The sequence below is a fragment of the Rhodanobacter sp. B2A1Ga4 genome (assembly GCF_018101315.1).
In the GTDB taxonomy this organism is placed as follows: domain Bacteria; phylum Pseudomonadota; class Gammaproteobacteria; order Xanthomonadales; family Rhodanobacteraceae; genus Rhodanobacter; species Rhodanobacter thiooxydans_A.
Window position 1 is genome coordinate 322,493 of sequence record NZ_JADBJR010000004.1, and the last position, 23,484, is coordinate 345,976.

General features: G+C 61.8%; 19 protein-coding genes and 2 pseudogenes. 2 read left to right on the top strand and 19 right to left on the bottom strand.

Annotation, left to right across the window (positions count from 1 at the left end; all coding sequences use genetic code 11):
* Window positions 1-125: 125 nt before the first annotated feature.
* The 12 genes and pseudogenes from IMW82_RS14620 to IMW82_RS14675 all read right to left on the bottom strand — a co-directional run bounded on the left by IMW82_RS14620 (window position 126) and on the right by IMW82_RS14675 (window position 10,558).
* Entirely contained in the window at window positions 126-1,238 is a 1,113-nt protein-coding gene (locus tag IMW82_RS14620) for a hypothetical protein (RefSeq protein WP_211005070.1), read from the bottom strand.
* 67 nt (window positions 1,239-1,305) lie between these two features.
* Window positions 1,306-2,484, bottom strand: a pseudogene (locus IMW82_RS14625) (ribonucleotide reductase subunit alpha); the annotation flags it as partial.
* A 276-nt stretch (window positions 2,485-2,760) separates the two neighbouring features.
* Window positions 2,761-3,771, bottom strand: a pseudogene (locus IMW82_RS14630) (ribonucleoside-diphosphate reductase); the annotation flags it as partial.
* Window positions 3,772-3,921: 150 nt separating this feature from the next.
* On the bottom strand, window positions 3,922-4,152 hold the full coding sequence (locus tag IMW82_RS14635) for a hypothetical protein (RefSeq protein ID WP_211005073.1): 231 nt from the start codon (window positions 4,150-4,152) through the stop codon (window positions 3,922-3,924).
* 111 nt (window positions 4,153-4,263) lie between these two features.
* Window positions 4,264-4,905, bottom strand: a complete 642-nt coding sequence (locus IMW82_RS14640) for a hypothetical protein (RefSeq protein WP_211005074.1) — start codon at window positions 4,903-4,905, stop codon at window positions 4,264-4,266.
* Window positions 4,906-5,244: 339 nt separating this feature from the next.
* Window positions 5,245-6,579 carry a hypothetical protein gene (locus tag IMW82_RS14645; protein WP_211005075.1) on the bottom strand — a complete coding sequence of 445 codons (1,335 nt, stop codon included), beginning with the start codon at window positions 6,577-6,579 and terminating at the stop codon, window positions 5,245-5,247.
* Window positions 6,580-6,693: 114 nt separating this feature from the next.
* Window positions 6,694-7,671: a PD-(D/E)XK nuclease family protein gene (locus IMW82_RS14650; RefSeq protein WP_211005076.1), complete on the bottom strand. Its 978-nt coding sequence runs from the start codon at window positions 7,669-7,671 to the stop codon at window positions 6,694-6,696.
* A 13-nt stretch (window positions 7,672-7,684) separates the two neighbouring features.
* Window positions 7,685-8,638 (bottom strand): hypothetical protein, encoded by a 954-nt coding sequence (locus IMW82_RS14655; RefSeq protein ID WP_211005077.1) that lies wholly within the window; start codon window positions 8,636-8,638, stop codon window positions 7,685-7,687.
* A gap of 59 nt (window positions 8,639-8,697) precedes the next feature.
* Window positions 8,698-9,294, bottom strand: a complete 597-nt coding sequence (locus IMW82_RS14660; protein WP_211005078.1) for a single-stranded DNA-binding protein — start codon at window positions 9,292-9,294, stop codon at window positions 8,698-8,700.
* A gap of 265 nt (window positions 9,295-9,559) precedes the next feature.
* Window positions 9,560-9,748 carry a hypothetical protein gene (locus IMW82_RS14665; RefSeq protein WP_211005079.1) on the bottom strand — a complete coding sequence of 63 codons (189 nt, stop codon included), beginning with the start codon at window positions 9,746-9,748 and terminating at the stop codon, window positions 9,560-9,562.
* A 167-nt stretch (window positions 9,749-9,915) separates the two neighbouring features.
* Window positions 9,916-10,134: a hypothetical protein gene (locus IMW82_RS14670; RefSeq protein ID WP_211005080.1), complete on the bottom strand. Its 219-nt coding sequence runs from the start codon at window positions 10,132-10,134 to the stop codon at window positions 9,916-9,918.
* Between the two features lie 133 nt (window positions 10,135-10,267).
* The gene (locus tag IMW82_RS14675; protein ID WP_211005081.1) at window positions 10,268-10,558 is read right to left on the bottom strand and encodes a hypothetical protein; all 291 of its coding nucleotides are present in this window, start codon (window positions 10,556-10,558) and stop codon (window positions 10,268-10,270) included.
* A 779-nt stretch (window positions 10,559-11,337) separates the two neighbouring features.
* Between IMW82_RS14675 and IMW82_RS14680 the strand changes: the two genes are divergently transcribed.
* Window positions 11,338-12,144 (top strand): hypothetical protein, encoded by an 807-nt coding sequence (locus IMW82_RS14680; protein ID WP_211005082.1) that lies wholly within the window; start codon window positions 11,338-11,340, stop codon window positions 12,142-12,144.
* Window positions 12,144-13,907, top strand: coding sequence for an ATP-dependent helicase (locus IMW82_RS14685; RefSeq protein ID WP_211005083.1), 1,764 nt, complete (start codon window positions 12,144-12,146; stop codon window positions 13,905-13,907). The genes IMW82_RS14680 and IMW82_RS14685 overlap by 1 nt, the downstream gene beginning before the upstream one ends.
* Window positions 13,908-14,235: 328 nt before the next feature.
* On the opposite strand, the gene IMW82_RS14690 is transcribed toward IMW82_RS14685, so the two are convergent.
* The 7 genes from IMW82_RS14690 to IMW82_RS14720 form a co-directional block, all read right to left on the bottom strand.
* Entirely contained in the window at window positions 14,236-14,898 is a 663-nt protein-coding gene (locus IMW82_RS14690) for a DUF4400 domain-containing protein (protein ID WP_211005084.1), read from the bottom strand.
* Entirely contained in the window at window positions 14,895-15,404 is a 510-nt protein-coding gene (locus tag IMW82_RS14695; RefSeq protein WP_211005085.1) for a hypothetical protein, read from the bottom strand. The genes IMW82_RS14690 and IMW82_RS14695 overlap by 4 nt, the downstream gene beginning before the upstream one ends.
* Before the next feature lie 45 nt (window positions 15,405-15,449).
* Window positions 15,450-17,408 (bottom strand): conjugative transfer system coupling protein TraD, encoded by a 1,959-nt coding sequence (gene traD, locus IMW82_RS14700; RefSeq protein WP_211005086.1) that lies wholly within the window; start codon window positions 17,406-17,408, stop codon window positions 15,450-15,452.
* A complete protein-coding gene (mobH, locus tag IMW82_RS14705; RefSeq protein WP_211005087.1) occupies window positions 17,405-19,978 on the bottom strand; it encodes a MobH family relaxase in 2,574 nt (857 codons plus the stop codon). Before mobH ends, traD begins: the two co-directional genes overlap by 4 nt.
* 137 nt (window positions 19,979-20,115) lie before the next feature.
* Window positions 20,116-20,724 (bottom strand): hypothetical protein, encoded by a 609-nt coding sequence (locus IMW82_RS14710; RefSeq protein WP_211005088.1) that lies wholly within the window; start codon window positions 20,722-20,724, stop codon window positions 20,116-20,118.
* A gap of 155 nt (window positions 20,725-20,879) precedes the next feature.
* Window positions 20,880-21,584 carry a thioredoxin domain-containing protein gene (locus IMW82_RS14715; RefSeq protein ID WP_211005089.1) on the bottom strand — a complete coding sequence of 235 codons (705 nt, stop codon included), beginning with the start codon at window positions 21,582-21,584 and terminating at the stop codon, window positions 20,880-20,882.
* 757 nt (window positions 21,585-22,341) lie between these two features.
* The coding region (locus IMW82_RS14720; RefSeq protein ID WP_211005090.1) for a tetratricopeptide repeat protein at window positions 22,342-23,484 on the bottom strand (1,143 nt) is incomplete at its 5' end.

Genomic DNA, 23,484 nt, shown 5'->3' on the forward strand with positions numbered 1-23,484 from the left:
AAGCGGTAAAGGTTTTCCTGCTGGCGTCGCCAGACGCAGCGCCACCAGGAAGACCTCGAATCCGAGGTCAGTGGATCCGGAGACCAGCTCGACGATGTTCTGTCGAGCTGATCCACCGGTTGGGGTCACTGACAATGGCTGTGGCCGCACTCTTGGCACGTCGCACAACCACCATCCATCTTCACGGCGAGAGCACCGCACGCACCGCAGGGCATGCCCTTGGGGGACGTGTCCACGGTGGCGACGGAGCGCGCCTTTGCCTTGTCGAATGCGACCACTCCGGACGATCCTTTCGGACTGCCATCGATTTCACACAGCCCGCGGTAGGCGAGCCTGTCGATGATCAGCGATGCCATGTAGGCCACCGTCGACGGATAGAACGCGGTCTTCTCGTGACCAGGTACCTGGGCCCGGAACTCGCCATTGACCTCTGAGACCGAGAGCAGCTGGCGAAGCTTCAGGAGTACCCATTCGACCTCGATGACACGCAGATCGAAGCTGAGCGACTTGCACAAGCCGTCCAGCGACTTCGGGTATTTGCCTCCGAGCCAGACGCTGTACGGCCGAACGGTCCCATCGGGCAAAACCAGTTCCTTGACGAACATGGAGATGTTGTCGCCCGAGTTCGGGTTCGCGAAATCCACGAACCAGCAGTCGGAACCGCGGGCGGTGGTCTTCGGCTCCTTGCGCGACATCAGTGCATCGAGCACCGGCGTCGGGCCTTGAACGTCATACGCACCCAGCTCGCGGCAGCGGAAGTCCACGAGCATTGCGAATGCTGCCACCTCGCTGGGTGCCAGCACTTGCCGATGATCGGGTAGCGTGAGCTCGAAAGGCTTGCCGGGTGTCTTGGCGAGCGACTCGAGCTTGGCTTGAAGGAACCCACGATCGCGCGAACGCATGTCCATGCTGAGCGACTTGGCCAGTGGAGCAATGCCACGCGGTGCGGTGTCACCCTTCACCCAGACCTCGAAAGGTTCGGCGTGGCCGTTTTGCACGTGACCGATATCGATCGCAAAGCGATGCTCCGGACCTCGTATCAGGTAAGTGCGGCTGTCGTTGCCTTCGACCAGGTCGGGGCGCTTTGACCAACGCAGACTGGCTGCGACTGGCTTGGGCACGGTTCCCAGCTTGAGGTGGCGATCCGGTTCATCCACGAACACGGACGGCTTGCGTGTTGCATCTTCGGGAGTGACGACCTTGTAGCCGGTGATCTTCTTGGTAATGGAAACAGACATAGAGACTCCTTCGGGAGGCCTCGCTGTGCGAGGCGCATCCCGTTGCAGTTGGTGGTTGAGAGGGAAGTCAGAATCGGCCGTAATAGCCTTCTTTCATGGCGTCGAAGAGATTCGCGGCGGTATGTCGCTCACCGTCGTATTCGATTTCCTCGTTGCCCTGAGCACGCACTTCCGTTCCATCCTCGAGCGTGAACACGTACGTCGTGTTCGCCAGGTCCTGCTCGCGAACGAGCACGCCCTGGAAAGCTGCGGGGTTGAAGCGAAACGTTGTGCACCCCTTGAGCCCTTTCGAAGCGGCGTAGAGGTAAAGGTTCTGGAACTCCCCGAAGGGAATGTCCGTAGGGACGTTGACGGTTTTTGAGATGCTGGAGTCGACCCAATACTGGGCGGCCGCCTGCACGTCGACGTGGGCCTTCGGGGTGACGCTGTCGGCCGCGATGAAGCATGCGGGCAACCGGTTGGCAGGGTCCGCTGCATCCGGAGATGCGTTGGAATTCACCAGTGCCCGGTACGCCAGCAGCTCAAAGCTGCACACGTCGACCTTTTCCTTGGTCTTCTTGCCTTCCCGAATCACATTGCGTGAATACAGGTGAGCAAAGCTTGGTTCGATGCCGTTGCTGGCGTTGTTGCCCAGCGAGAGCGCGATGGTGCCCGTGGGAGCCACGGACGTGTGGTGGGTGAAGCGAGCGCCTGTTGATGCCAGCATCTCGATCAGCTCGGGTTCGACCTCGGCGATGCGTTGCATGTAGGCCGAATACTTGGCGTGGAGCAGCGATGCCTTTACGACATCACCGACCGTGTATCCATCGGCTGCCAGTTTGGGCTGGCGGCGCAGGTGCTCGGCGGTAAGGACCACATCCTCGGCCAAAGCCGGGGCGGGACCCTTTTCCAGTGCCAGGGTAAGCGCTTCCTTCCAGCCCTCGATCGCCATGACCTGCACGACCTTGGAAGTGAAGGCGAGACTCGCGTGATCGCCGTACGTGATACCGAGCATCGCCATCGCCGAGCCCAGGCCGAAGAAGCCCATGCCGTGGCGACGCTTGCGCTCGATTTCCTGCCGCTGACGTTCCAGCGGGAGGCCGTTGATCTCCACCACGTTGTCCAACATGCGGGTGAAGACGCCGACCACTGTGGCGTATGTGTCCCAATCGAACCGCGCTTGCGGGGTGAATGGTTGAATGACAAACCGTGTCAGGTTGATTGATCCGAGGTTGCATGCCCCGTAGGGCGGCAACGGTTGCTCACCACCGTCTGTTACTTTCGGCCCGAAGGCCTACCGACCGACTCTCGTCGGCGGGAACACGCTTCGGTGTTCCTCTCCCCTTTCCCAGTAGCGCCGGAGCGCACTGCACGTCGTGGGGGAGTCCAGACTGTCGCATCAGGACGCAAGGTCCTGCCCTCTCACTCAGTCGTTCACGGCGACTACGGCACACGCCGAAGTCTTCCGCCCTGTCGCCCACGTGAAGGGCTTCCAAGTCAATCAGAGAAGGTTTTCCAAGGTTAGCCCTTGGCCGCGTATTCACGGGTTGGTGGCTCGGATGTGCTCGCAGAACCAGTTGTTGTTGAGGCGATTGACCTCGTCGATCAGGATGAATCCCGGTTCGGCAAAGTCGTACGTTGACGTCATGATGATGTTCCACAACGCCTTGGCCTTGATGCGCTTGTAGACCCGACAGGCAACCAGACCATCCTCGCGGACGATATAGCCGTTGTCGTGATCAGCCCACTCGCGCCAGATAGCCTCGGCCGAGTTGTTGAGGTCCATCTTGTCCCTTTCGCACGCGAGCACCGGGAAGGCCAGAGGCCATTCGGTATCTCCTTCCACAGCATCGAGGAAGTCGCGGGTGATCAGGAGAGAGAGGTTGAACTGCCGGAAGCGGCCGTCCTCGCGTTTGGCGCGGACGAACTCCAGCACGTCGGGATGACCCACATCGAAGGTTCCCATCTGGGCACCTCGACGTCCTCCCGCACTGGCCACCGTGGCACAAGTGCGATCGAAGATCTCCATGAAGGACAGCGGCCCACTGGTGCTCGACCCTGCGCCACTCACGCTCGCTCCTTTCGGACGCAACGTGGACAGCTCATAACCGACACCACAACCCGCTTTCAACGTGAGACCGGCCTCCATCACCTTTTGCAAGATGTCCTGCATCGAATCGCCGATAGTTCCGGAAACGGTGCAGTTGATGGTGCTGGTCTTCGGCTTGTGAGCTTCAGCGCCCGCATTGGAGAGGATACGTCCTGCAGGAACTGCGCCGTAGCGTAGCGCCCAGAGGAATTGCGGCATCCACTCGTGCATCTTGTTGCGAGCTTCCACTTCATCCCCGCCACGTGCACGCACCTGGTTGGCTTCAACCAAAGCGAGAGTGGTTGCGACACGGATCAATGTGGCATCGAGGTCGACATCGACGGCAACGCCGTACATGTCCTTGAGTCGATATTTCTTGTCCCAGATGTCGGCACTGGCTGGCTGCAAAGGCAGCGCATCCTGCGCGTTGTTCGGGATGATGTTGTTCACTGGTACTGCGTTCATGATTTGCTCCTTGAAGATCCCGAACGACGGGGTCTTCACAAGCCTCCCTGCCGAGGGGTTTGTGAAGACCCCGAGGGCCGGGATGAATGAGTAGCCCCAGCAGCGCGCCTATCACCGAAGTGATGGACGACTGCCAGGGTGTTGGGTGCATCAACTGGTGCGGGAAGCCGGCGGTCGGTGAGCGGTATTGAAGCGACCGCTGACTGCACGTTTGACCATCTCGCGCTCTACAGCCTGGCTGGCCTCCATCGCGTCGAAACGCGACGAGGATTCGCCCTGCAAGTAGGCAAGGACTTCGCGAATCTGACCGTGACGCTGCAACAACTCGTCGTGATCGAGACCGCTGAATTCGACTTGAAGGTCGACTTCTTCATTACGCATATCAAGCTCCTTGGAGATCGAGCCCGCTTGGGGGGCGGGTAAGGGAAAACCCTCCCGGCCCGAAGGCGACAGGAAGGCGTTGGGACTTCCTGCTGATGGTTTGCGTGAGGCTTAGTGGAAGGTCTCGCTGGGCTGCATGGATCCCTGCACAAACAGGTCACCCTGAGGGGCGGCCATACGCTGGGCAAGCAACTCGTCAATCTCCCACGGTTCCATGGTCTGCTGGACATAGATGCCGGCGGATTCATCGGAAGGCGTTTCCTGCGTGGTTACCCAATCCGGAAGGATCAGGTCGCCGTGCTCGTTGTGCTGAGCGCGCAGGTGGACCGTACCGTTGGCCGTTTCGACAGCAACGATCTTGCCAAAGCGCGCCTCGACCTTCTCCGCCATTTGAATCGGCGAGGAATGGGGACGCGTGGCAATAGCGGGATCCAACGTGACAGAGACGACAGGTCGCGCGGGGGCGGCCTGCGATTCGGACTTGGCTTTCGCGGCAGCTTTCGCTGCAGCGGCTTCCTGGGCGGCCTGCATCGCGTCTTCGATTTCCGAACGACGGATGAGCTCCCAGATATCAGCTTCCTGCGATGAGGCTGGTTCCGATGCGGCTGGAGCCTGCTTCGATTTCACGGCCTCGGTAAGGAGGTCCATGCGGGCATCGCTTTTTTCCGAGCGTTCCGGAAGTAGGGCGAGAATGCCTTTGACAAACACGGTGCCCAGCAACAACAGAAAAAACGCGGTTAGGACAGATGGCATGGTTCTTCTCCTGACGAGATAAAACCACGGCGCAACCACACGCCCGGAAGGGAGTGATGATCGACTCCCGTGGAAGTGTGGTGTGCATCAACGCAGACCTGATGGCCTGATCGATACGCTAAGGGAAATACATCGGTGAACCGATGCTGTGACCGACAGACGTCGGTCCGTTCGTTTGAAGCGCGTGATGCGCTTCGGGAAAGTACCTATCTCGGGTGGATAGGAGCGGCTATAGAGCGAGCCTCGACGCTTGAGTTGATCATCTGAACCAGCATGAACAACTAAGAACTGGTGGCGTGGAATGCCGGGATTGATACTAACGACGCCAGACGGCCGCGGTCAAGACGCCTTGTACTTGAGGATCTGCGCCGTCAGGCGACGGCCGAAGGCGAATGGGTCGTCCTCGGGCCGAAACTCGACCAGGTCAAGGACGCCCGGCAGGGCTCGCATGCGCGGATGGGTGATCGCCTTGCTCGCCAGATAGTCGGGATCCTTCTCCATCCCCATGACCTCGATCAGGATGCGCCGGCGATCGGGCAGCCACAGGACGAAGTCAGGGTGGCAATACAATCCCTCGCCAACCTCCTCCGGGAAGAGCGGCTTCTCGAGCTGCACAGAGACCTGGGGACCGTTCTCCGAGGCCCAGTAGTTGATCTGCCGAAGCAGCGCCTCGGCGGCGATGCGTTCGAGTCCGCTATCGACGGCGAGCAGTACGGATCGACTCAGCACGGGGTGTGCATACGCGTGCACCGGGAGGAACGGGCCGCCGGCGCGCTGCTGGGCGAGCTGGGCGATAACCCAGTACGGGCCTCTCGTGCCTTTCTCGAACCCGGAGCGTCGGACCGTGCCTTCGACGTTCACCACGGCGACGCGATCACCCTGCCCTCGCCATTCGAGTTGCGAGCGGTGAGCGTCAAGAGGTGTGATTGCGCTGACCACACCGAGAAAGAGCCCTTGCGGGCGCACGCCAGGCGGAAATCGTGGTGCGAGCTTGGCCAGCTTACCGAGATGGTTCGGCAAGCCGGGAAGATACGTGCACCCGACATCGCGCCAGGTCAGATCCGACGTGACCTTCTGCTCCTGGATGCTTGCCAGGGCGGCGTACGCTTCTTTGCCTCGGCTGACAGCCGCATGATCTCGGCGCGTCACGACATCGCCAGGGCCGACCGTCGTGTAGCCGGTGTCCGTCAGGATCGAAAAAAGCAAACGGGCCAGCGCGGGAACGCTCGGTGCACCTTTCGGAGAGGGTGAGCGCGACGTCGCCGGTGTATTCCGATCAGAGATATCCGCCGCCATCTGCTTCAGCAGCAGCCAACCGCCCTCCCACGGTGCCATGGTGCCACCCGGTGCCTGCGTCGAAGCATCACGCTCGGAAGGCACCACGAAGAACGGACAGCCGGGAGTGTGAGGCGTCACGCCATGTCGCCAGATGTGGATCTGGCCCTCGCGCAGCCGCGGAGACATCAAAGGCTTGGGATCGACCGCGTCAGTTCGACACTGGCATTCCAACCAACTTTGCTTGTCCCGGACTGACGACAATAGTTCGGCTGCCCGTCGGTGATCGTTCGGACTTCCCAAATCGCGTTGCCCGAAACAGGCCACCAGCACCAGCGCGTCGGCAGGAGCCACTTCGCCCAGTGCGCGGGTCCGATCGTGATACCGCAGTGCTGTCATGGTGCACCTCCTTGTGAGGAATGACCTTTGTTGAACGCATACCCATGGTATGCCTTCAAAAAAAGCCACTCAAATTGAGTGGCGAAAGTCCCGAAGGAACAGGGAACATGGTGATTAGAATGGCGCGATCTGGCTAGGAAGCGATGCCGACATCTTTCGAGCTTCGCGAACACGAAGTCCAGTCCTGTCGCCATGGATGCAGTTTTGCTTGTAATCGCAAAGATCTGAGCATGGCGAGTTGTAGGCATCGAGCGGGCGCTTCGGAAAGCGGCCGCGACGGATGTCTTCGGCGATCCACAGCCGGGACTGCACGTAGGCCTGAAGTTCGGCCTCGGTGCGCGGTGGGCAGACCATGGGATCGAGCACGACTGGCCCCATTCCCTTACCCGCCTTTCCACCCTTGGCAGGCTTCGGGATGGTTCTCTTGAGGCCCTGGTAAAAGCAGAGCCCATCCACCTTGTCGATTCCCAGTGCATCACGATGCGCCTCCACCACGAGCTGCTGGCCGGTTAACTGGCCTGCATTGAGGTGGAAACTGCCATCGCTGGCTTGCGCCGCGGTCTTGATGTCGGAGAGAAGCATTTCGCAGTCCCGCGTCATGATCAGCACGTCGATGATCGACGTGTAGAACACGTTGTGGGCCAGCTTCACCCTCAGCTCGCGCTGAACGATGGGTACGCCGTCCGGGTCAAGCGCCGCTGTGTAGCCGTGCGCCAGCCAGGATTCGACAAACTTCTCGACCAACACCTTGCCACTGGCCACGCACGTCTGTTGCGAGTCGAACGTCGTCGAGTAGCTCACCGTGTGCGATCGCACGAATTCCTCGAATTTTTCCTCGAAGATTCTCACGGGATCTAATTGACCCTCGTGACCCAGTGCGTGTGCGACGATGAAAGCGCATGTGGCCTCGTCGTAGGCGCCGCCGTAGCCCAGGCTTACACCTGTTGCGGCGGACTCCAGTCGCTCCTTGTAGCGTTGACGGTACTTGTTGGGACACACCTCGTACAACGTGCTCGAGGAGTGGGACAGGTACACGGGGGCAGAGAACTCCAGGGGCATCACGTTGGTTGCTTGGGAGAGTTGTGCATTCATGGCACGGTCCTCCTCAGGCGACGTTGGATGATGGCTGGGTACGAGATGCCGACAACGACTTGTAGAACTCACGCAGCTCGTCGTTGTTCTTGAACTCCGGCACCACGACTCCCAGAACCCTCGCTCGCGCGATGGCCTGCCGCAGGATGTTCTGGCTCAGCTCCGCACTGTTCGATGGCGACTTCTGCGCGTCCGCGATCGGGCGTACCACTGCACGATCCTGGACACCGACCGAACCCATGGAGGGAGCTGCCGACGCTTCGTCTGCCACGACGGTTGGGGCCTTATCTGTCTCCGCGGCAACGTCCTTGGAGGTTGTGACCTCCGTGGTTGTCGCTGCAGTGTCAACCTGCACCTCAACAGCTTGCGCCGTTGCCGGTAAAACCACCGCGTCGACCATGGCTTGCGCTGCAGGTGCGAGTTTGGACACGTGTCCGCTGCTCGCCACCGGCAACACGCCCCTCACTTGCGGGGAAGCACTGGTCAGCGGTTTGATCTGCTGCTGCGGAGGTTCGCCGCCGTCCGAAGTATCGAAGGGAAGCGTGAGACCCAATGCGTCGTAAAGCGCACCGCGAACGGACGTTTGGCCAGCCTGCCAGCTGAAGTGACTGTTGATCACCTTGAGAAGACTGGCTTCGGCTATGACGCGATCGTTCGTATCCAGCAGTTGGGCGTTGAAAACCACCGTCGGCTGGACTGCGGGTACGTTGTTCTGCAGCGATTCGGACCAGACCAACGTGTTGGGATCAGGGATGTTGAACGGGCCGGCTTCACTCTTGATGCGGATGCTCCAGCCGTCGAGCGGCGCGAACACCTCCAAGGCGTGCTTGGTGCGATGGTGGACGCCCCACAGAAGGACTTCCTTTCCATCGCGAACGATCGGGCGACCACCTTCATCGAGCAAGGGTCGCACTTCGCCCTCCGGCACTTCGAGGCCCTTGAACGGGCCATGGGTTACTGCTGTCATCGTAGTTCTCCTGCACCATGAGGTGCCTGCAAGAATCCCCGTGAGGGGTGTGGTGGGTACTACCAGTGGATCGCCTCTTTGAGGTCCTCCTTGGCAACTTCGTAGCGCCGCTTGCCGTCACCGGGATCCGGTTCGGGTGCAACAGGAGCGTCGGCCAGCACTCGGTTGCCCGGTGGTGGTGGCATGGACGCGTCCTTTGGCTGAGGCTGGGGTACAGCTTTCAGTCGCGGGGCTTGTCCCGTGCGAACGGGAGCGTTTGGTCTGGGTGTCGAGGTCTGAGCGTTCTGCTCTTCCCGGATCTTTGCTTCGGTGAGTACCGCAACGGTCTGTGCGGCCATGTAGTGGTAGTACTGGGTTCCGCGATCATCGACGACGGTGTCGACCAGCTGCTCTCCGACGACGAGTACTTCGGCGCCTTTCTTCAACAGCCTCTGGTAGAACTTGACGCCTTTTTCGCGAACATCGAACCGGATCGTGAACCAGGTGGTTCGCTGGGCCGGTTGGCCTTGATTATCGCGAGTAAAACTGTCGCAGCCGATGCGGAATTTGAAGCGAAACATCGGTTGGCCGTCGACCGGAAACTGCAAGGCTTGCAGTTCAGCGTCTTTGGCAAGATTGCCTGACACGGTGTGACTGTTGGCGTGGATTTTTGCCATAGTGCTCTCCACGAAATGGTGAGTACATCGGTGGGTGCTCGATACCGTCAAGACGGCATCAAGTAGGGTCTCTCCAGCGAATCAGTCAAACACGACTGATGGTGAAGAGAAGTTCGTACGGGAATTGAAGGCTCCCTCTGACCTTGTGGCAGATGCCACGAAACCACGGATGTTCTTGCATCCCGGCCCGCGCGATATCCGCAAGGGCATGGACGGAAGAACACCCTGCAGTTGCCTGCGGGGTGTTCGGTTTCGGTTGGCGCTATCACGCAGGACCGTTCGCGCTTTCCGGTGCCGCTGCCGTGCCCGAGATCAGGTTGTACAGGCCTGATTGACGAGCCCAGTTCATCACCGCGCCGGGCGCAATGTCCGCGCGCGCCTCGGCGATGAGCTGTTCGGCAGTGGTCGAAAAGTACGGAACTTCGTGACGCTTGTTCGCTTCACCAAAAGCCATGTGAATCTCCTTCCTCAGCAGGGGCCAGGTCCCCTCGCCATGCCCCTTACAGGAAGGGCATCGAGAGGGGACCTGAGTCCCGGAAGAAGTAAATGGAGCACCGAAGTTCCCAGTGCGGGCGACCGAAGTCGACACACGCTGGGAACCCGGTGTGCAACTGCGAGACGTCAGTTGCAGGACGTAGCAGGCGCGGGCTGAGGATTGCCGAGCACTGCAGCATCGACCGCTGCGTCAATACGAGCCGAGTCACCTCGGGCGTACTGAGCAAGGCCGTAGACGTGGCATTTCCTGGATGCCACATCCTGTTGCTCATGGGGAATCACGGCTTTCAGAATTGTTACGCCAGCCATGACACCGAAAAGCAGAGCCAAAAGGTAATAACGCATGCGAACCTCCGATGGCTGTGCGAGCCAAAAGAAAAAGGTCCCCGGTGCACAGGCGGGGACTGAAAAGAGAGTCCCCACGGACGCATGCATCCCCGATGGGATGGCAAGCATCCCGTGAGGAGTGTTGGTGAAATTACGAACTGCGACGACCGAACCGTTGACCGGCTGTGTCGAATTCGATACGACGCATGGCTTCGGTGAAGCGCTGGTGGCTCGCAATGAGTCCACGCAGGTCATCGGCCATTTCGGCGAGCATCATCAATGAAGCGATGATGACCACGGCGCCGAAGGAGCAGGAGATCCAAGCCTTCGAGAAGGCCAGAAGAATCTCGAATACCAGCGCGATGAGTATCGCGATGGCGAGACAGATCAACCAGAATTTGGCGAGGAAGATCTGCGTTTCGAGCGTGTCGTGCTTGGACATGGAACACCTCCAAGGTTCAAGAATCCGCCGAGGTGAGTCGACGGTGGTTGGAACCTCAAGGCGCACGATCCCTGAAGGGATGTGAACACCCCAAGGGATAGGAATACTGCGCAGCGAAAGAACACTGCGAAGGACGCACACACCTACTACTGACCGGTGATCGCGAGGATCACTTCAGAGACAGAAGCAAGGTGGTCTGCGTCGAAGTCAACGCTGCGCTGGCCGAGAGGTCGGGGCGCGAAGACTTCAGGTACACATGCCGGGGGCGGACGACGTCCAGCAGGACGAATCGCACACTCGCACGCATGTGGCTGGCCGAGGCCAGTCGGTGATAGCAGCCGGAGCTGCAGGTGTTTGGCGCATCGCGGATGCGCTATGTCGCCGAACAGAGGGTGATCGACCCTGAGCGGGTCGAGGCCATCGGGAGAACCCGATCAGTATTGCAATGGCTGCACGGAGCAGCGAGAAACATGACCTATCTCTGGTGGATAGGAGCGGCTTAAAGCGAGCCTCGGCGCTTCGGTTGCACATCTAAACAAGCATGCTCAACCCAGAAACTATGGCGGAGACGTTACGGCCTTGGGCAAACGTCGTCAAGCAGTTTTTTGGCAGGTTGACGACTCGCGCAGTCAGGCCCTGAGCGACCCAGCGCGGGCACTGTGGCAGAGGGTTTGCCCCCTCGAAACCGGGAAACTGGCCGACTAATCAGCCCTTTGTGGACGTCCATCGTCCGGGCCGGACAGGAAAATGGTCGGCACCAACCACGCAAGGAGCGCACCGTGAATGCTGCCGTCAACGACCTTCCCGCACAGGCTGCGGGCCGCACCGACCGCGACCAACGTCAATCGGCGAAACGGACCCGTCGCCTGGAGATGGCGACCTGGGTACCCAAACAGTCAACGCCCTTCTGCCTGGAGCGGCTCGTCCTGAAATCGAGCGCTGCCCAGTACGTGTATCACCTGGGCTTGGTGATGGCTCAGAAGTCCCTGTACTTCTTCTACTTCACCCTTCCCGACAACAACGACGCCGTCAAAGCGGCCGATGCCGTCGTGACCAAGAAAATCGATGCCGTCGACAAAGCCATCAGCGACGAGATCGCCCGACTCACCGCCCTGATCGAAGCAAACCTTCCGAACCGCCACAGCGGTTACTCCGATGCATTGACCGTCGAGGTCAGCATGTACTGCCCGGAAGCCGCCAAGATCGGCGACATCGTGCGCAAGTTCGACAGTCTGGTCGAGCTGGTCGACACCCTCTGGTTTGCCAGCTTCATGAAGCGCGAAGAGCGCGGCGCCGTGATCCAAAAGTATCGGCAGTCGATCATCGCCCTGGCGCGACAGCTCTACCTGCTCAGCCGTTCGGCTCGCACCGCGGTCAATCGCCAGCGGTCCGATCGCGAGAAGGAGAAGCAGCAGGTTGCCGACAAGCGCGCGGCAGCAGCTGAGGCACACAACTCGGCGGCCGCAGCATCGGAAGCGCGCGAGGGCGGTGAAGCACCGGCACCGGCGGTGGCTGAAGCGCAGGTCGACGAACCTTCGGCGAAAGCGACCACCGGCCGGACCAAGCGGGTCGCTGTGGGCGCGTAATGCTTAACGAGGCGCAGTCGCGTGCCGTCGAGGTCCATGGGCACTGCCTAATTACGGCGTGCCCTGGATCGGGAAAAACGACGGTGCTCGAACACCGGGCGGCACACCTGCTGAAGAAGCCCGACGTCACCATCATCGGCGTGACGTTTTCCTCCGAGTCTGCGAAGGAACTCGAGCGCCGGGTGAAGGCCAGGTCACCTGAGGCGGCCAAGCGCACCCTTTTCGGCACGTTCCATGGTCTGTGCAAGAAGCAGCTCGAAGCGGGTGGCCAGAAGTTCAGGCTAGTCAACGAGCTCCAGCAAGCGGACCTGATCCGACGCGCCTTCACCGATGCCCTGGATTTCGACGAGCTCGTCGATTTCGATTCCTGTCTTGCTTTCATCGAATCGGTGAAGTCCGCCGTCGATCCTATCCTCCCCTCCCCTCACGTGGAGCCGCGGGTGAAGGTGTACGAGCGCTACGAGGAATTGCTTCGGCAGACCGGCGCATACGACTTCGCTGACCTGCTGCGTCTGGCCGTGCGCGGGATGCGCACTCCCCCGGGAATGAAGGGGCACGTCGCGCCCTTCAAAGCAACTCACCTCCTGGTCGACGAATGGCAGGACACGGATCCGGTCCAGTACGACTGGGTGAAGGAACACATCACCCACGGCGCGACCGTCACCGTCGTCGGCGATGACGATCAATCGATCTACTCGTGGCGAGGTGCAGGCGGTGCCAAGGCCATGACTGACTTTCGGTATCTGACGCAGGCCACTCACGTCTCGCTCGATACCACTTACCGCTACCCGCGCGAGATCATGAAGCCGGCGGCCCAGCTCATCGTCAACAACATCGAGCGCATTCCAAAAGCGCTGACGACCGCCAATCTGGGCAAAGGAGTGGTGGAAGTGGTCCGCTGCTCAAGCAAGGAAGACCAGCACGCAAAGATCTGGACCGCCGTGCTGGAGTCGGGGGAGCCGGGCAACTGGGTGGTGCTCGCCCGCACTAACTCGCAACTCGAGTTATTGGAAACCTCACTACCCGAATCACTGACGTGCATCCGCATCGGCGGCCGATCGTTCTGGGAGATGCAGGCTCCCGCGCTCTACCTGTCTCTGGTCCGTAGCATCGCGGCCAACGAAATGCACAGTCTCGACATCGTGCTCAAGGCAGCGGGCATGACCGAAGAAGGTCTGGCCAAGCTCCACCAGGAGTGTCGAAGCGCGCAACCCGGTGCCATCGGTCGCTTCCTGGACCAGAAGAAGCAGGGCTCGATAGCCGCGCCGGACGAAAGGCTGCGCGCCCAGATGAAACAGTGGCGCAGCATGATCGGTGCCGGCGACATCAACCTGGTGCTGCGCGGTATGTCGCACTACTTGAAAAGCTACGCACGGCTCGGTTCGAAGGATCGGTCCCAGTCCCAGGTCGGGCGGGACAACATGCGGTTCGACGCGGCGGCCGCCATCCTCTGTCGTCTGCGCGGAGCGCTCCACAGCCGCCTCCACACCCTGATGCAGTCGGAGAGCGAGCGCGAGGGCGCGGTGAAACTGATGACCATGCACGCATCCAAGGGACTCGAGTTCAAGCATGTCTGGGTCATGGGCTGCGAAGACGGGGTGATCCCGTCCCAAAAGGGCCTCCTCGATGAGGAGCGGCGTCTGTTCTACGTCGCGATGACCCGTGCGAAGCATCGCCTGTCAGTGTCCTACGTGATTGGCGAGAACTCGAAGCCGTCGCCCTTTCTGTTCGAATCCGGCCTGTTCGCCCTCGCCGGGCGATAGCCCCGAAGCCCACCGTTGCGTGTGTGGGCGGGTCGAGCGACCAGCTCGGCCGGTCTCTGGTGGACCTACCCTTGCTCCACCGTACAGTCCCGCAAAACGACGCCGGCTGGCCTTTGGACCGAGTCATAGATCAGGTGCAAGCATTCCTCCACGCTTCGCGCCGACGCGTCCAGAAAGCCCGCAGCGTCGTGGGCGGCACCGATCTCTACCGCCGTGTCGTGGGCAGCTTGCCGAAGCGCGCGTTCGCGCTCGACGGTGCAGACGATCGATATGACGTAACACGGTTCCGTGGACATGGCTGGCTGGCTCCGAGGTACTGCGCCAATGGTCAGGCGCGCTTCGCGAAGTGCGCGATCGCCGCCCAGAGTGAAACCCCGCAGAGGACGCAAAGCGCCGGCAACACGTAGGCGGGAATCGGAAGTGGCACGAGAAGCAGCACCACGTAGAGCAACGGCGACAAGGCCACGAAGTGACGTCCAAACACGAAGGCATGCGGAGACGATCGGCCAAAACTGCCGGACTTGATCTTGCGGACCACCCACCCGTCGACAACAAACGGGACGAGCACGACGATCAGGAACGGCAGCCAGATGGCGGAAACCGACACTCGGGTCAGGAGCTGATAGAACACTGCCCACATCACAGCCACGCGAGCGGAAGCCCAGGTCTGGGCGAGCTCGATGGCATGGCTCACCTTTCTCGCGGCTTCGGACCCGTTCATCGCCGCCGGCGTCGCCGGCGAGCTTTGGCCGGTTCGCTCCAGCCAGCCGTGATTGACGACCAGGACGGTGAACCACCTTGCCGCCCGATCCTCAGCCTCGCTGGCCGCTGGGGTGCCGAGGAAAGCACTGTTGAGGTTGTGCTCCGTCCGCATGCGGTCGGCAACTGACGCCTGTGGCACGACGGCAACGTAGCCAATGATCCACACGATCATGCCGATGAGCACCCACTTCCAGAGGGCTAGCTCACGATCTGATGCCCCATTGCTCATCCCGCTGCTCCAGCCAGGCCCGGCACGTACTGATAGTCCACCGGCTCCAAAACGCGGATCGCGATGCTGGCGGCGAACACTCGCGGTACCGGCAGCGGCTCCATCGGTCCGCCATCGTTGTCTACAACGGCGTCCGGGCGATCCTGCAACCACGTCATCAAGGGCTGGTCGCTCACCGGATTCCAGGTCTGCTGGCCAGACGTCACGCGCACTTCCAGCAACATGGTCACCTTCGCGAGAAGACCCTCGACGAACGCACGCACACGATTCTCAGGGGACTCGGTGCCGCCAAGGATCGCAGCGGCTAGGCAATGCTCGGCGATCGTGCGCTTGCCGTACGGATACAGCAGTGTCGGTGATACCAGCCAGACGAATCGCTTGCTGGCGACCGCCAGGTTGGGGTGCTTGTCGAACAAGTCGACCGCCAGGGGCTTCATGCGCAGGCGGCGGAGCACGCGATCGAGCATGGCACCGGCTTCTTCCGGTGGATGATCGATCGCGCGCATCGCGAGGACTCGGGGTTCAGCCATGGCTTCCATTCCGTCAGTGGATCAGTGGATGTGCAAGGTCTTGGGATCGGGCTTGCTCGGCGCGTAGCTGATCGCGGGTGCGAGCTCCGTCTTCTTGGCATCAATCAAGATGGGGATCCGTCCCTTCCTGATGTGACCGCCGGAGATCTGGGCGAAGAATTCGAGGTTTGCGAGGCAGCCAAGGACGTCCGCAGCAATGAGCGGCACCTCGGTTTCCTTCATCGACTCGGACAGGCGGTACCCGAACGAGAGAATGCCGTCCGACTTGGCGTCTGTCGCCTGGCTGTATTCGATGTGGCGCACATAGGTCAGTGGCACGGACTCGGAGAGGTACTTCTGGGTCTCGCCGTCGATGGTGCGAAGGATAATTTTGTTGTTGAGATTGCCCAGCACCATGCGTGCCTTGTCCGGCGAGCCGAGGCGCGCAGCGAAATCAGCAATGGTCTGCGTGGCGACGATCAGTCGGATGTTCGAGCCGCCGGCCTTGTTGAGCAGCGCCACCATCTTGTCGCTGACGATCTCCGCTGCCTCGTCGATGATCAGGGTCACCGGGCGGAGCGTCTTCTCCTCCCGTGCCTGGCCCACACCAGTCAACTCAGCCATGAATGCCTGGTTGTCGAAGTAGTTGTACCGGTCACCGGAGACCGCGGTCATGTCGCTGACGAACATCGAACCGATGGCCGAGCCCACCATGCTGTCCGAGAGGCTGTCCAGTCCGAGGTAGCAAACCTGGCCATTTCGGATGATGCGTGCGAAGTCAGTCACCGGCCGCCGATCGTTCATGTCGTTGGCGTCTGGCGACAGAAGCTCGCCGAGCGATCCGGCAGTCAACATCGTCAGCACCGGCGTCAAGCTGGCAGTCATCTTCTGCTGGTGTTGCTTGTCGTGTGTGAAGTCACTGAACAGGCCCTCGAGGACGCTGCTCTGGGCCTTCTTCTGCACCACCTCGCGGTAGTAGTTGTCGTACACGATGGCCAGGTCGCGATCGCTCTTACCGCCTTTGCCACGCGAAATGTACGGTGCTACTTCATCCCGCCAGCCTGGCACCTTTTTCTCGAAGTGTGCTTCGCAGGCGGCCACGAGCAACCACTCCGGACCGCCGTCCACGAAGCGCTTGAGCAGCTTCAGCGTCGGCTTGGAGTTCAACATCAGCAGGCCTTCGCAGAGATTCGTCAGGATCATTTGCGAGTGAGCGGTAAACGGGTCAGCGCCGGTTTCGGAAGGGATCAGCGATGCGATACGGGTGGCGAGCTCCGTGCCGCGGTTGAAGTTCTTGAGGGGGTCGATGCGCCAGGAGGACTCCGGGAACGCCGGGTGGAAGAAGATGAAATCGCCTACCTTGTCGAACATGAGGCAGGCCTGTCGGGCCGAGTTCGCAAGGCCCTTATCGCCCTTGGGATCCCAAATGATCACGGCCTCACTGCGACCCACCGCCTGGTGGATGATCGAATCCAACATTCGGGACTTGCCCGCACGCGTGGTCCCCACGAGCAGCATGTGACCGGCGGTGTGATCGAGGGGGAGGTAGATCGGCGTTTCGTCCGACATACCGATCCCGTGCAGCCAGGGCTGTCCCATCGAGGGCGTACCTTCCGGCGGTGGCAACAGGCGATCGGGATCGGTGCGGCGGACGATATGGGTCATCTGCGCTTCCCACTGGGTCCACGGAAAGCCGAACCCAAGGAAGATCTCATTGGCGTGGCCCTTCATGTGGTCGGTCAGGTCTTCCCGTGACATGAATGACACAGGCACACCCTCGAGCTGTCGCTGCAGGTGCCACATCTGGATGGCTCGCCATCCCCGCACCATGGTCATGCCGAGGCAGAGCAGCGCGAATACCGTGAACGCCGTCGAGTTCACGTTGCTTACCGACTCGATCATGATGGTGAGCACAGCCGCAGCCAGCCACGCGAAGAGCGCGTAGTACTCGTGGATTGGCCGGAAGGGGTCGTCGTACTCGAAGACCTGTGATGTACTCATGCGTGTTCCCCTTCGGCTTGGCGAATCGCTGCCGAGCAGTACGCCTCATCCAAGGCACGGTTGTATTGCGCAGCCATGCGCAGATCCAGCTTCTCGCTGCGAAGACCCTTGCGGCCCTTCCCACTTCCGTCGTCGATCACCTCGAGGATGCCGTCGTTGAGGCCGACGAGCGCCGAACGAACCCACTTGGCGTCCATCGCATGCTGTGCCGAGAAGCGCTCCACGAATTCCTTGAGCCGCTCGGGCGTGTAGGGGTCGTCAGTAGGCGCGACATCCCGAGTTTCGTCGTCCAGGAACAGGCGAAACGCGAGTCGTATGTGCGGTGCGTCCGCCGGGGCCACCTTCTTGCGATCCTTCAGCACCGAGGCCGTGCGCGCATCGATGTATGGGCCGAGCGGGAACGCGCGGACCACCGTGTCTTTCGTTGGGCCTTCACCCGACACCGGCAACAACTTTCGGAAGGCAGCAGAGATCCGCTCGGTCAGACGAATCGTCGCGAGCTTCGTGTCACCTCGCTGCACCTGCACGGTCGCAGCGCGCGGATTCGCCGGATCGCGCTCCATCCAGCCCTTTCGCTCCAGCGCATCGGCCGCGTCCTTTGGCGACACCCCGAGCATCTCGAGCGCCACCGGATATCGCAGGTGGATGTGGCCGTGGTGCTCCAGCACATCGCGACCCATCAGCAGATTGTCTCGCCGGTGCGTCCGATCAGCGATCGCGCACAGATAGGCACCTTCGTCGCCCTGGCTTTCGAACCAGTGACGGACGTCGTCGGCGGTCGCCGGCGGCCAGTTCGGGTTCGCGTTTTCACGCGCCTCTTCGAGCTGCATGTCGCGGACCATCGGTTCATGGCGACGGTCGCGCAGGTCAGCGAGGGTCGGCGGCAGGGAGTTGTCATCTGACCCATCGTTCGGCTGATCGCTATCCACCTGGTCCGCCGAAGCTCTCGGAGTGCTTGTCCCAACGCCTGTTGGTGCCGAAGCCGCCGGGGCGTCCGTGGTGGTGGCCTCCCGGCCTGTCGGTGCCTGACCTGGAACCGGAGGGGGTGGAGGCATTGATGGGCGACCACCACCGTCACGGCTCGCGGTGGCGTCTGCAGCCGGCTCTGTCACGCTGGCGACTCCAATATCGGCCCCGTTGGCCTTGGGCGCGGGCGCGACCGCCTCCGGATGCTCCTCGGGCTCCCGCGGTGCCTCTTCAGGTGCATCGAGGGAACGCTTCGGATTGACGATCACGCCACTTGCGTTCATCAGGTCGATCCGCACCGGCGCAGGCTGCACGATCGTGCTGGGGATGATGGGCGAGTTATAGAACCGCAGGCCGTGAATGGGCAACAGGGTCTCGACACCCTTTTCCTTTACGTGCAGGTTGCCGTGCCACGTGGTGTACGTGCGGCCGTCTTCCTGGTTGTTCTGCATCAGGTAGCCGTATTCGAGCAGCACCTGCATCACGCGTGTGGCGTCGACCGGCAGCGAATTCTCGCCGTTGGCGCGCAGGATCTCGATCGCCTGGATGCACGCCGCGGGGTAGCTGGCGAACGTGCCTTCGTCGGTCATCCAGACGACGTGGCCCACTTCGTTGATCTTCCACTCACCGGAGGCCACCTGGTCATGCATCGTCTTGATGATGCGGGCAGCCAGGCTGCGCACGCCGCCGGTGCCGGCCGCGCCCTGGCGGCTCCGGCTCTCGGTGATGTCGCGGGCCACGCTGTCGCTGTCCGCCCCCTTGATGACACTGATGAGCGGGTTGCGATTGTCCTTTGATTCGCTCAGCGCATCGATCATCGCATCGACCGCGGTGTGTCCCTGGTACTCAGCCAGCCATTCCCTGGTGTTTCGCGGAATCAAGCGATCCACCGCGTAAATCGTGCGCGCCTCGTGGCGCTTATTGCGCGGCCCGAGGTGCCACATGATGTAGTAGTACTTCATCTCGTTCCGGGCCAGCCACGCATAGAGCGACTCGTTGAACGGATCCCAGACAAGTCGGCCGGTAGCGTCGACCGCACCGACGTCGACGAGCGGCTTGCCGATGTCGTGCATCAAGCCACCGAGCACGGCGCATACCACCCACCGCGGCTCCAGGTGCTTGCGGATGGAGGGCGGGAAATCCAGTGCGAACACCTTCGCCTCGCATTTGCGCGCGGCGTAATACGCCACTTCAAGCCCGTGCCGGAAGAGGCCACCCTGCGCGCAGTGGTGGTGGCTTTCCGATGCCGGCAGCAGGTGCACGAAGCAGGCGTAGTTGTGGATCACCGGCAGAAGCAGATCCTGGAAATCCGTGTGGGACAGACCGCAGGCCTGCTGCAGTTCATGGATCAGCGTCACCTGGCTGGATAGCAGCGTTTCCGGCGGAGCCGCCGGCACCGCGATGCCATGATCCGGATACACGGGGATTGGCACACCCTGGTACGGCGGCGTACCGGAAGGCACTTTGGCCGGCAGGATGAATCCGCTGGGACCCGCTGCCTCCGGAACACCTTTGGCAGGCTCCTGCGGCATGACCACAGAAGGTGCCGAGGGATGCCCCTCGGTGTAAAAATCCGCCAAGACTTTGAACATCTTCCGCAGCACGGCGCCCTTCCTCTGGCTCTGAAATCTATCCTGCCTACGGATTCATTATGTGGCGCTAGACCGCGCGCCCACGGCGAAAACCACCCCAAAATCGACGGAGTTTCGCCCGTAGTCGTGGGTCGCTGCGGCCGCGAGTTCTAACCGGCGGGCTTGAGCACGGCCGAGATGATCGCCTGGGCATTCTGCATGTCTCCGCCGAGCATCATCTGGTGGTTGAGAATCAGCGTCGGTTCGTACTGCAGCTGCTGCTGCGTCTGCTGGATCACCGCTGCGAGCCTGGTGTGCATCGCAGCGTCATTGGTCGAGTCGTCGAAAGCACTGCGCAGGCCGAAGCGGCTGGCCAGGAAGGCGCAGAGCACGAGCGTCTTGTCCGGGTCATCGGCTGGCAGCCCTGCTCCCATGAGGGCGCTCGCGACCTCGCCGTCCTTACCGTGGTCCTTGGCCAGCAGGTAGAGCCGCATGGGGGCGTCCGACTCCCCAGCTGCGAGCGCGAAGTGAGGCGTAATGACCAGCCGAGGTCCAAATCGGGATGCCAGTTCTTGCTGTTGCGCGAACCAGGCTTGCGAGGCCGCTGTCGTGAAATGCAGATAGACGTCCACGTGAGCGATGGCAAGGCTGTGCTGCGGTAGCGCTATGCCGGAGAAGTCCCCGGTCACCGGTGGTGCGCGATGACAGCCGGCCAGCGCGACGACGCCAAACAGGAAGGTCGCTGCGAGCTGGAACGAACGCGTGAGGTGTAAATTCATGGTCATCCGTGTCCATAAATGAGGGCGGTCGCAACCGCGCCAGCGGCAAAGCTGATCGCACTGAGCAACACGAGTGTCCACTGTCGCCGGGCGCTCAATCGCAGCACTAGGATTCCTCGCACGCGAACATTCTGGGCTCGGGGCAGTCTCCGATGTCATCGCCGTCCCACGGTCCGGAGCGGGGCGGACTGGAGCACCGCGTCGAGTATGACCTCCGCGTTGTGCAGGTCACCTCCGAAGGAGAGCCGATCGTTCAGGATCAAGGTCGGTGTCGACGTCACGAAGGTCGACTGCTGATCGAGCTTGTGGATGCGGGGGATCATCTGGGGATCCCGCAGCGCTGCCTCGTAGGCTTCACTCAGTCCGAGCTGCTCGGCTACTGCCGCGCAAGCCTGAAGGCGCTGGTGTCCATCTTGCTCATCAAGACCTGCCTGCATCAGCAGCTCAGCCGCGCGACCGCCCTTGCCTGCGTCCCGAGCAACGAGATAGAGGCGCAAGTCTTCATTGAGGGAATTCTCCGACAGGGCCACGTAGTGGCGGCGAATGACCAGCCGATCACCATAGCGCGCCTTCAGGACGGCTTCATTGGGATGGAAGGCCTGGCAGTGAGGGCACTGGAAGGAAACATAGACGTCGAGTGTCGCAACCTTGAGGCTCCCGATGGTGGGGATCGGTGGCGGCATCTGGAGGCTGTTGCCCGTCAGGTTGACCAGCTCATAGTCGCCCGGCAGCGCTCCCGTAATCGGCCTACCCAGGTCTTGCGCTGCAGCGGTGGCCGCGGCGAAGAAAATCATGACACCGGCCCAACAGAGCAGTGCAGTCATGGACAAAGTTGGACGCGGTGTGCGCGTGGCAAACATGGTGTGCTCCATCGAGTTGTGTGGCCTTTGATCGGTGATTCCCGCCCAGCACTCGGCTGGGCGGGTTTCATCCGTGAAACGCCACGTCTCCCGACGTTGCCAGCTCTGGTCGATGACCAGGGCCTCTGTGCCCTTGCGGAGGGGCACATCCGCTGAAGCGACGCTTCAGCGATCCGGCGCGCCGTCCCAGGGGAGAGGTGACGCCACCGTTGACCGATCTGTGCGGCGCTTCCGCGCCGTCTTCGTAAAACTGTCGAGAGGCTTCCGTTCTCCTCGACAGGTACCGCCAGCCTGCTCTCCGTAGCTCTGCGACGAATGCCTTCGTGATCGCGTGGGTGTCGGCATCCTACCGATCGCCCGCTACAACCCCCTCTTCCGTGAGGGCGCCTCCTGTGGGTCAGTCGTTGACCCGGTTCTGACGCTTCCCGCGCCGGCGGACGTCCTGTCCGCTCGAGATGCCCAGGGCACCTCATCCTTCGTCCCGTCCGTGGCGGCGCTTCCACGCTGCGACCGCTCCTCCGTCCCTGCTGCCTCCATGCTGCGTCCTTGCCCTACCGCTCCGTCACTTCAGGCGCATCCAGCGCCGCGATCCATCGCCACCAACCTCCTCTGTTGGTGCACCGGTTCCGGTGTTCGGTGGTCGTCCATGCCACCGTCCTTCTCGCTGCTGGGCTCCTTGCCGGTGTCCTCTGAGGCGTCCTGCCGTTGATCCAGATATACGCCCGATTTTCGGACGTCCTAATTCGCACTTTTTTCGTTACCAGGTTCCCGAGCTGAGACGCGCGAGCGCCCTGGCGGCAGTCGGACTTCCCAACTTCTCCGCCTGGCTGTAGGCCGCGTAGGCGCGCTCACGGTCAGCATGAATGCCAATCCCAAGCTCGTAGATCCGGCCCAGATTGCAAGCGGCGACGGCGTTGCCACGATTAGCGGCGCGCTGCAGGAGCTCGACGGCCTGGTGCGTGTCCTGATTCACACCCGTGCCGTTGAGATACATGGCACCCAGGTTTGCCTCAGCCGGCGCAAAGCCCGCCGCTGCGGCACGTCGCAGCAGCGGCACGGCGGACTCGAAGTCGCCCTGGCCAACGAAGTGCACTGCTGTCCGATTGAGTGCTGCGGCGTCCGCGCCGCTCAACGGCGGGGCTACCGGTGGTCGTGTCACCGCCGGCAGCAGTGCTGGTGCGGCATGGACGTGAGCCAGTTCGAGCTCCAACTCGTGGACGCGCTCGTTGCTCGCAGCGAGTGCCTCTCGAAGGTCACCCAAGGAGGCCTGTCTATCGAAGGTGACAGGTGGAGGCGTCGGAAGCGGGCGGTTCACCGTCGCCACTGACACCTGCGCTCTCGGCGCAGACAGTGCCGGCGAGAGAACAGTGGTGACCGGCCGGGGCGAATTCGGCTGAAGCGATGGCGACTTCGACGAAGTAAGAGCCGTCGGCACTGGCTTCGCGCTGGAATGCCCTGACGCCTGGGCATATTGTGCCCTGTAGGCCAGCGCCTCCTTGTTTTCGACGCTCTGCCACGGATAGATCGGCATGTTGTGCCACAACTCCGCGCCGAGCCACTTCGCTGCTGGTGCGTAACCTGCGTCCGCCGCCTTGCGTGCGTACTGGATTCCGACCTTTCGATCGACCATGACGCCGTACCCAGTCCCATACAAGTAGCCGAGCATCCAGTTCGCTTCAGGTACGCCCTGATCGGCCAACGGTTGCAACGTGGCAATGACCTTCTGCGCCGCGGCGGCCGATTGTGCCACCGTGCTGTGATGTGAGACGGCGACGGCAAACTGCCGGCGACCTTCAGTGAGGCTCGAACCTTGTTCGCGGGCCGCCGGTGCGAGATGCGCTGCAGACGGGGATCGGGCCGCCAGGGCAAGGCCTGGCATGCCCAGAGCGATGGCGATAGC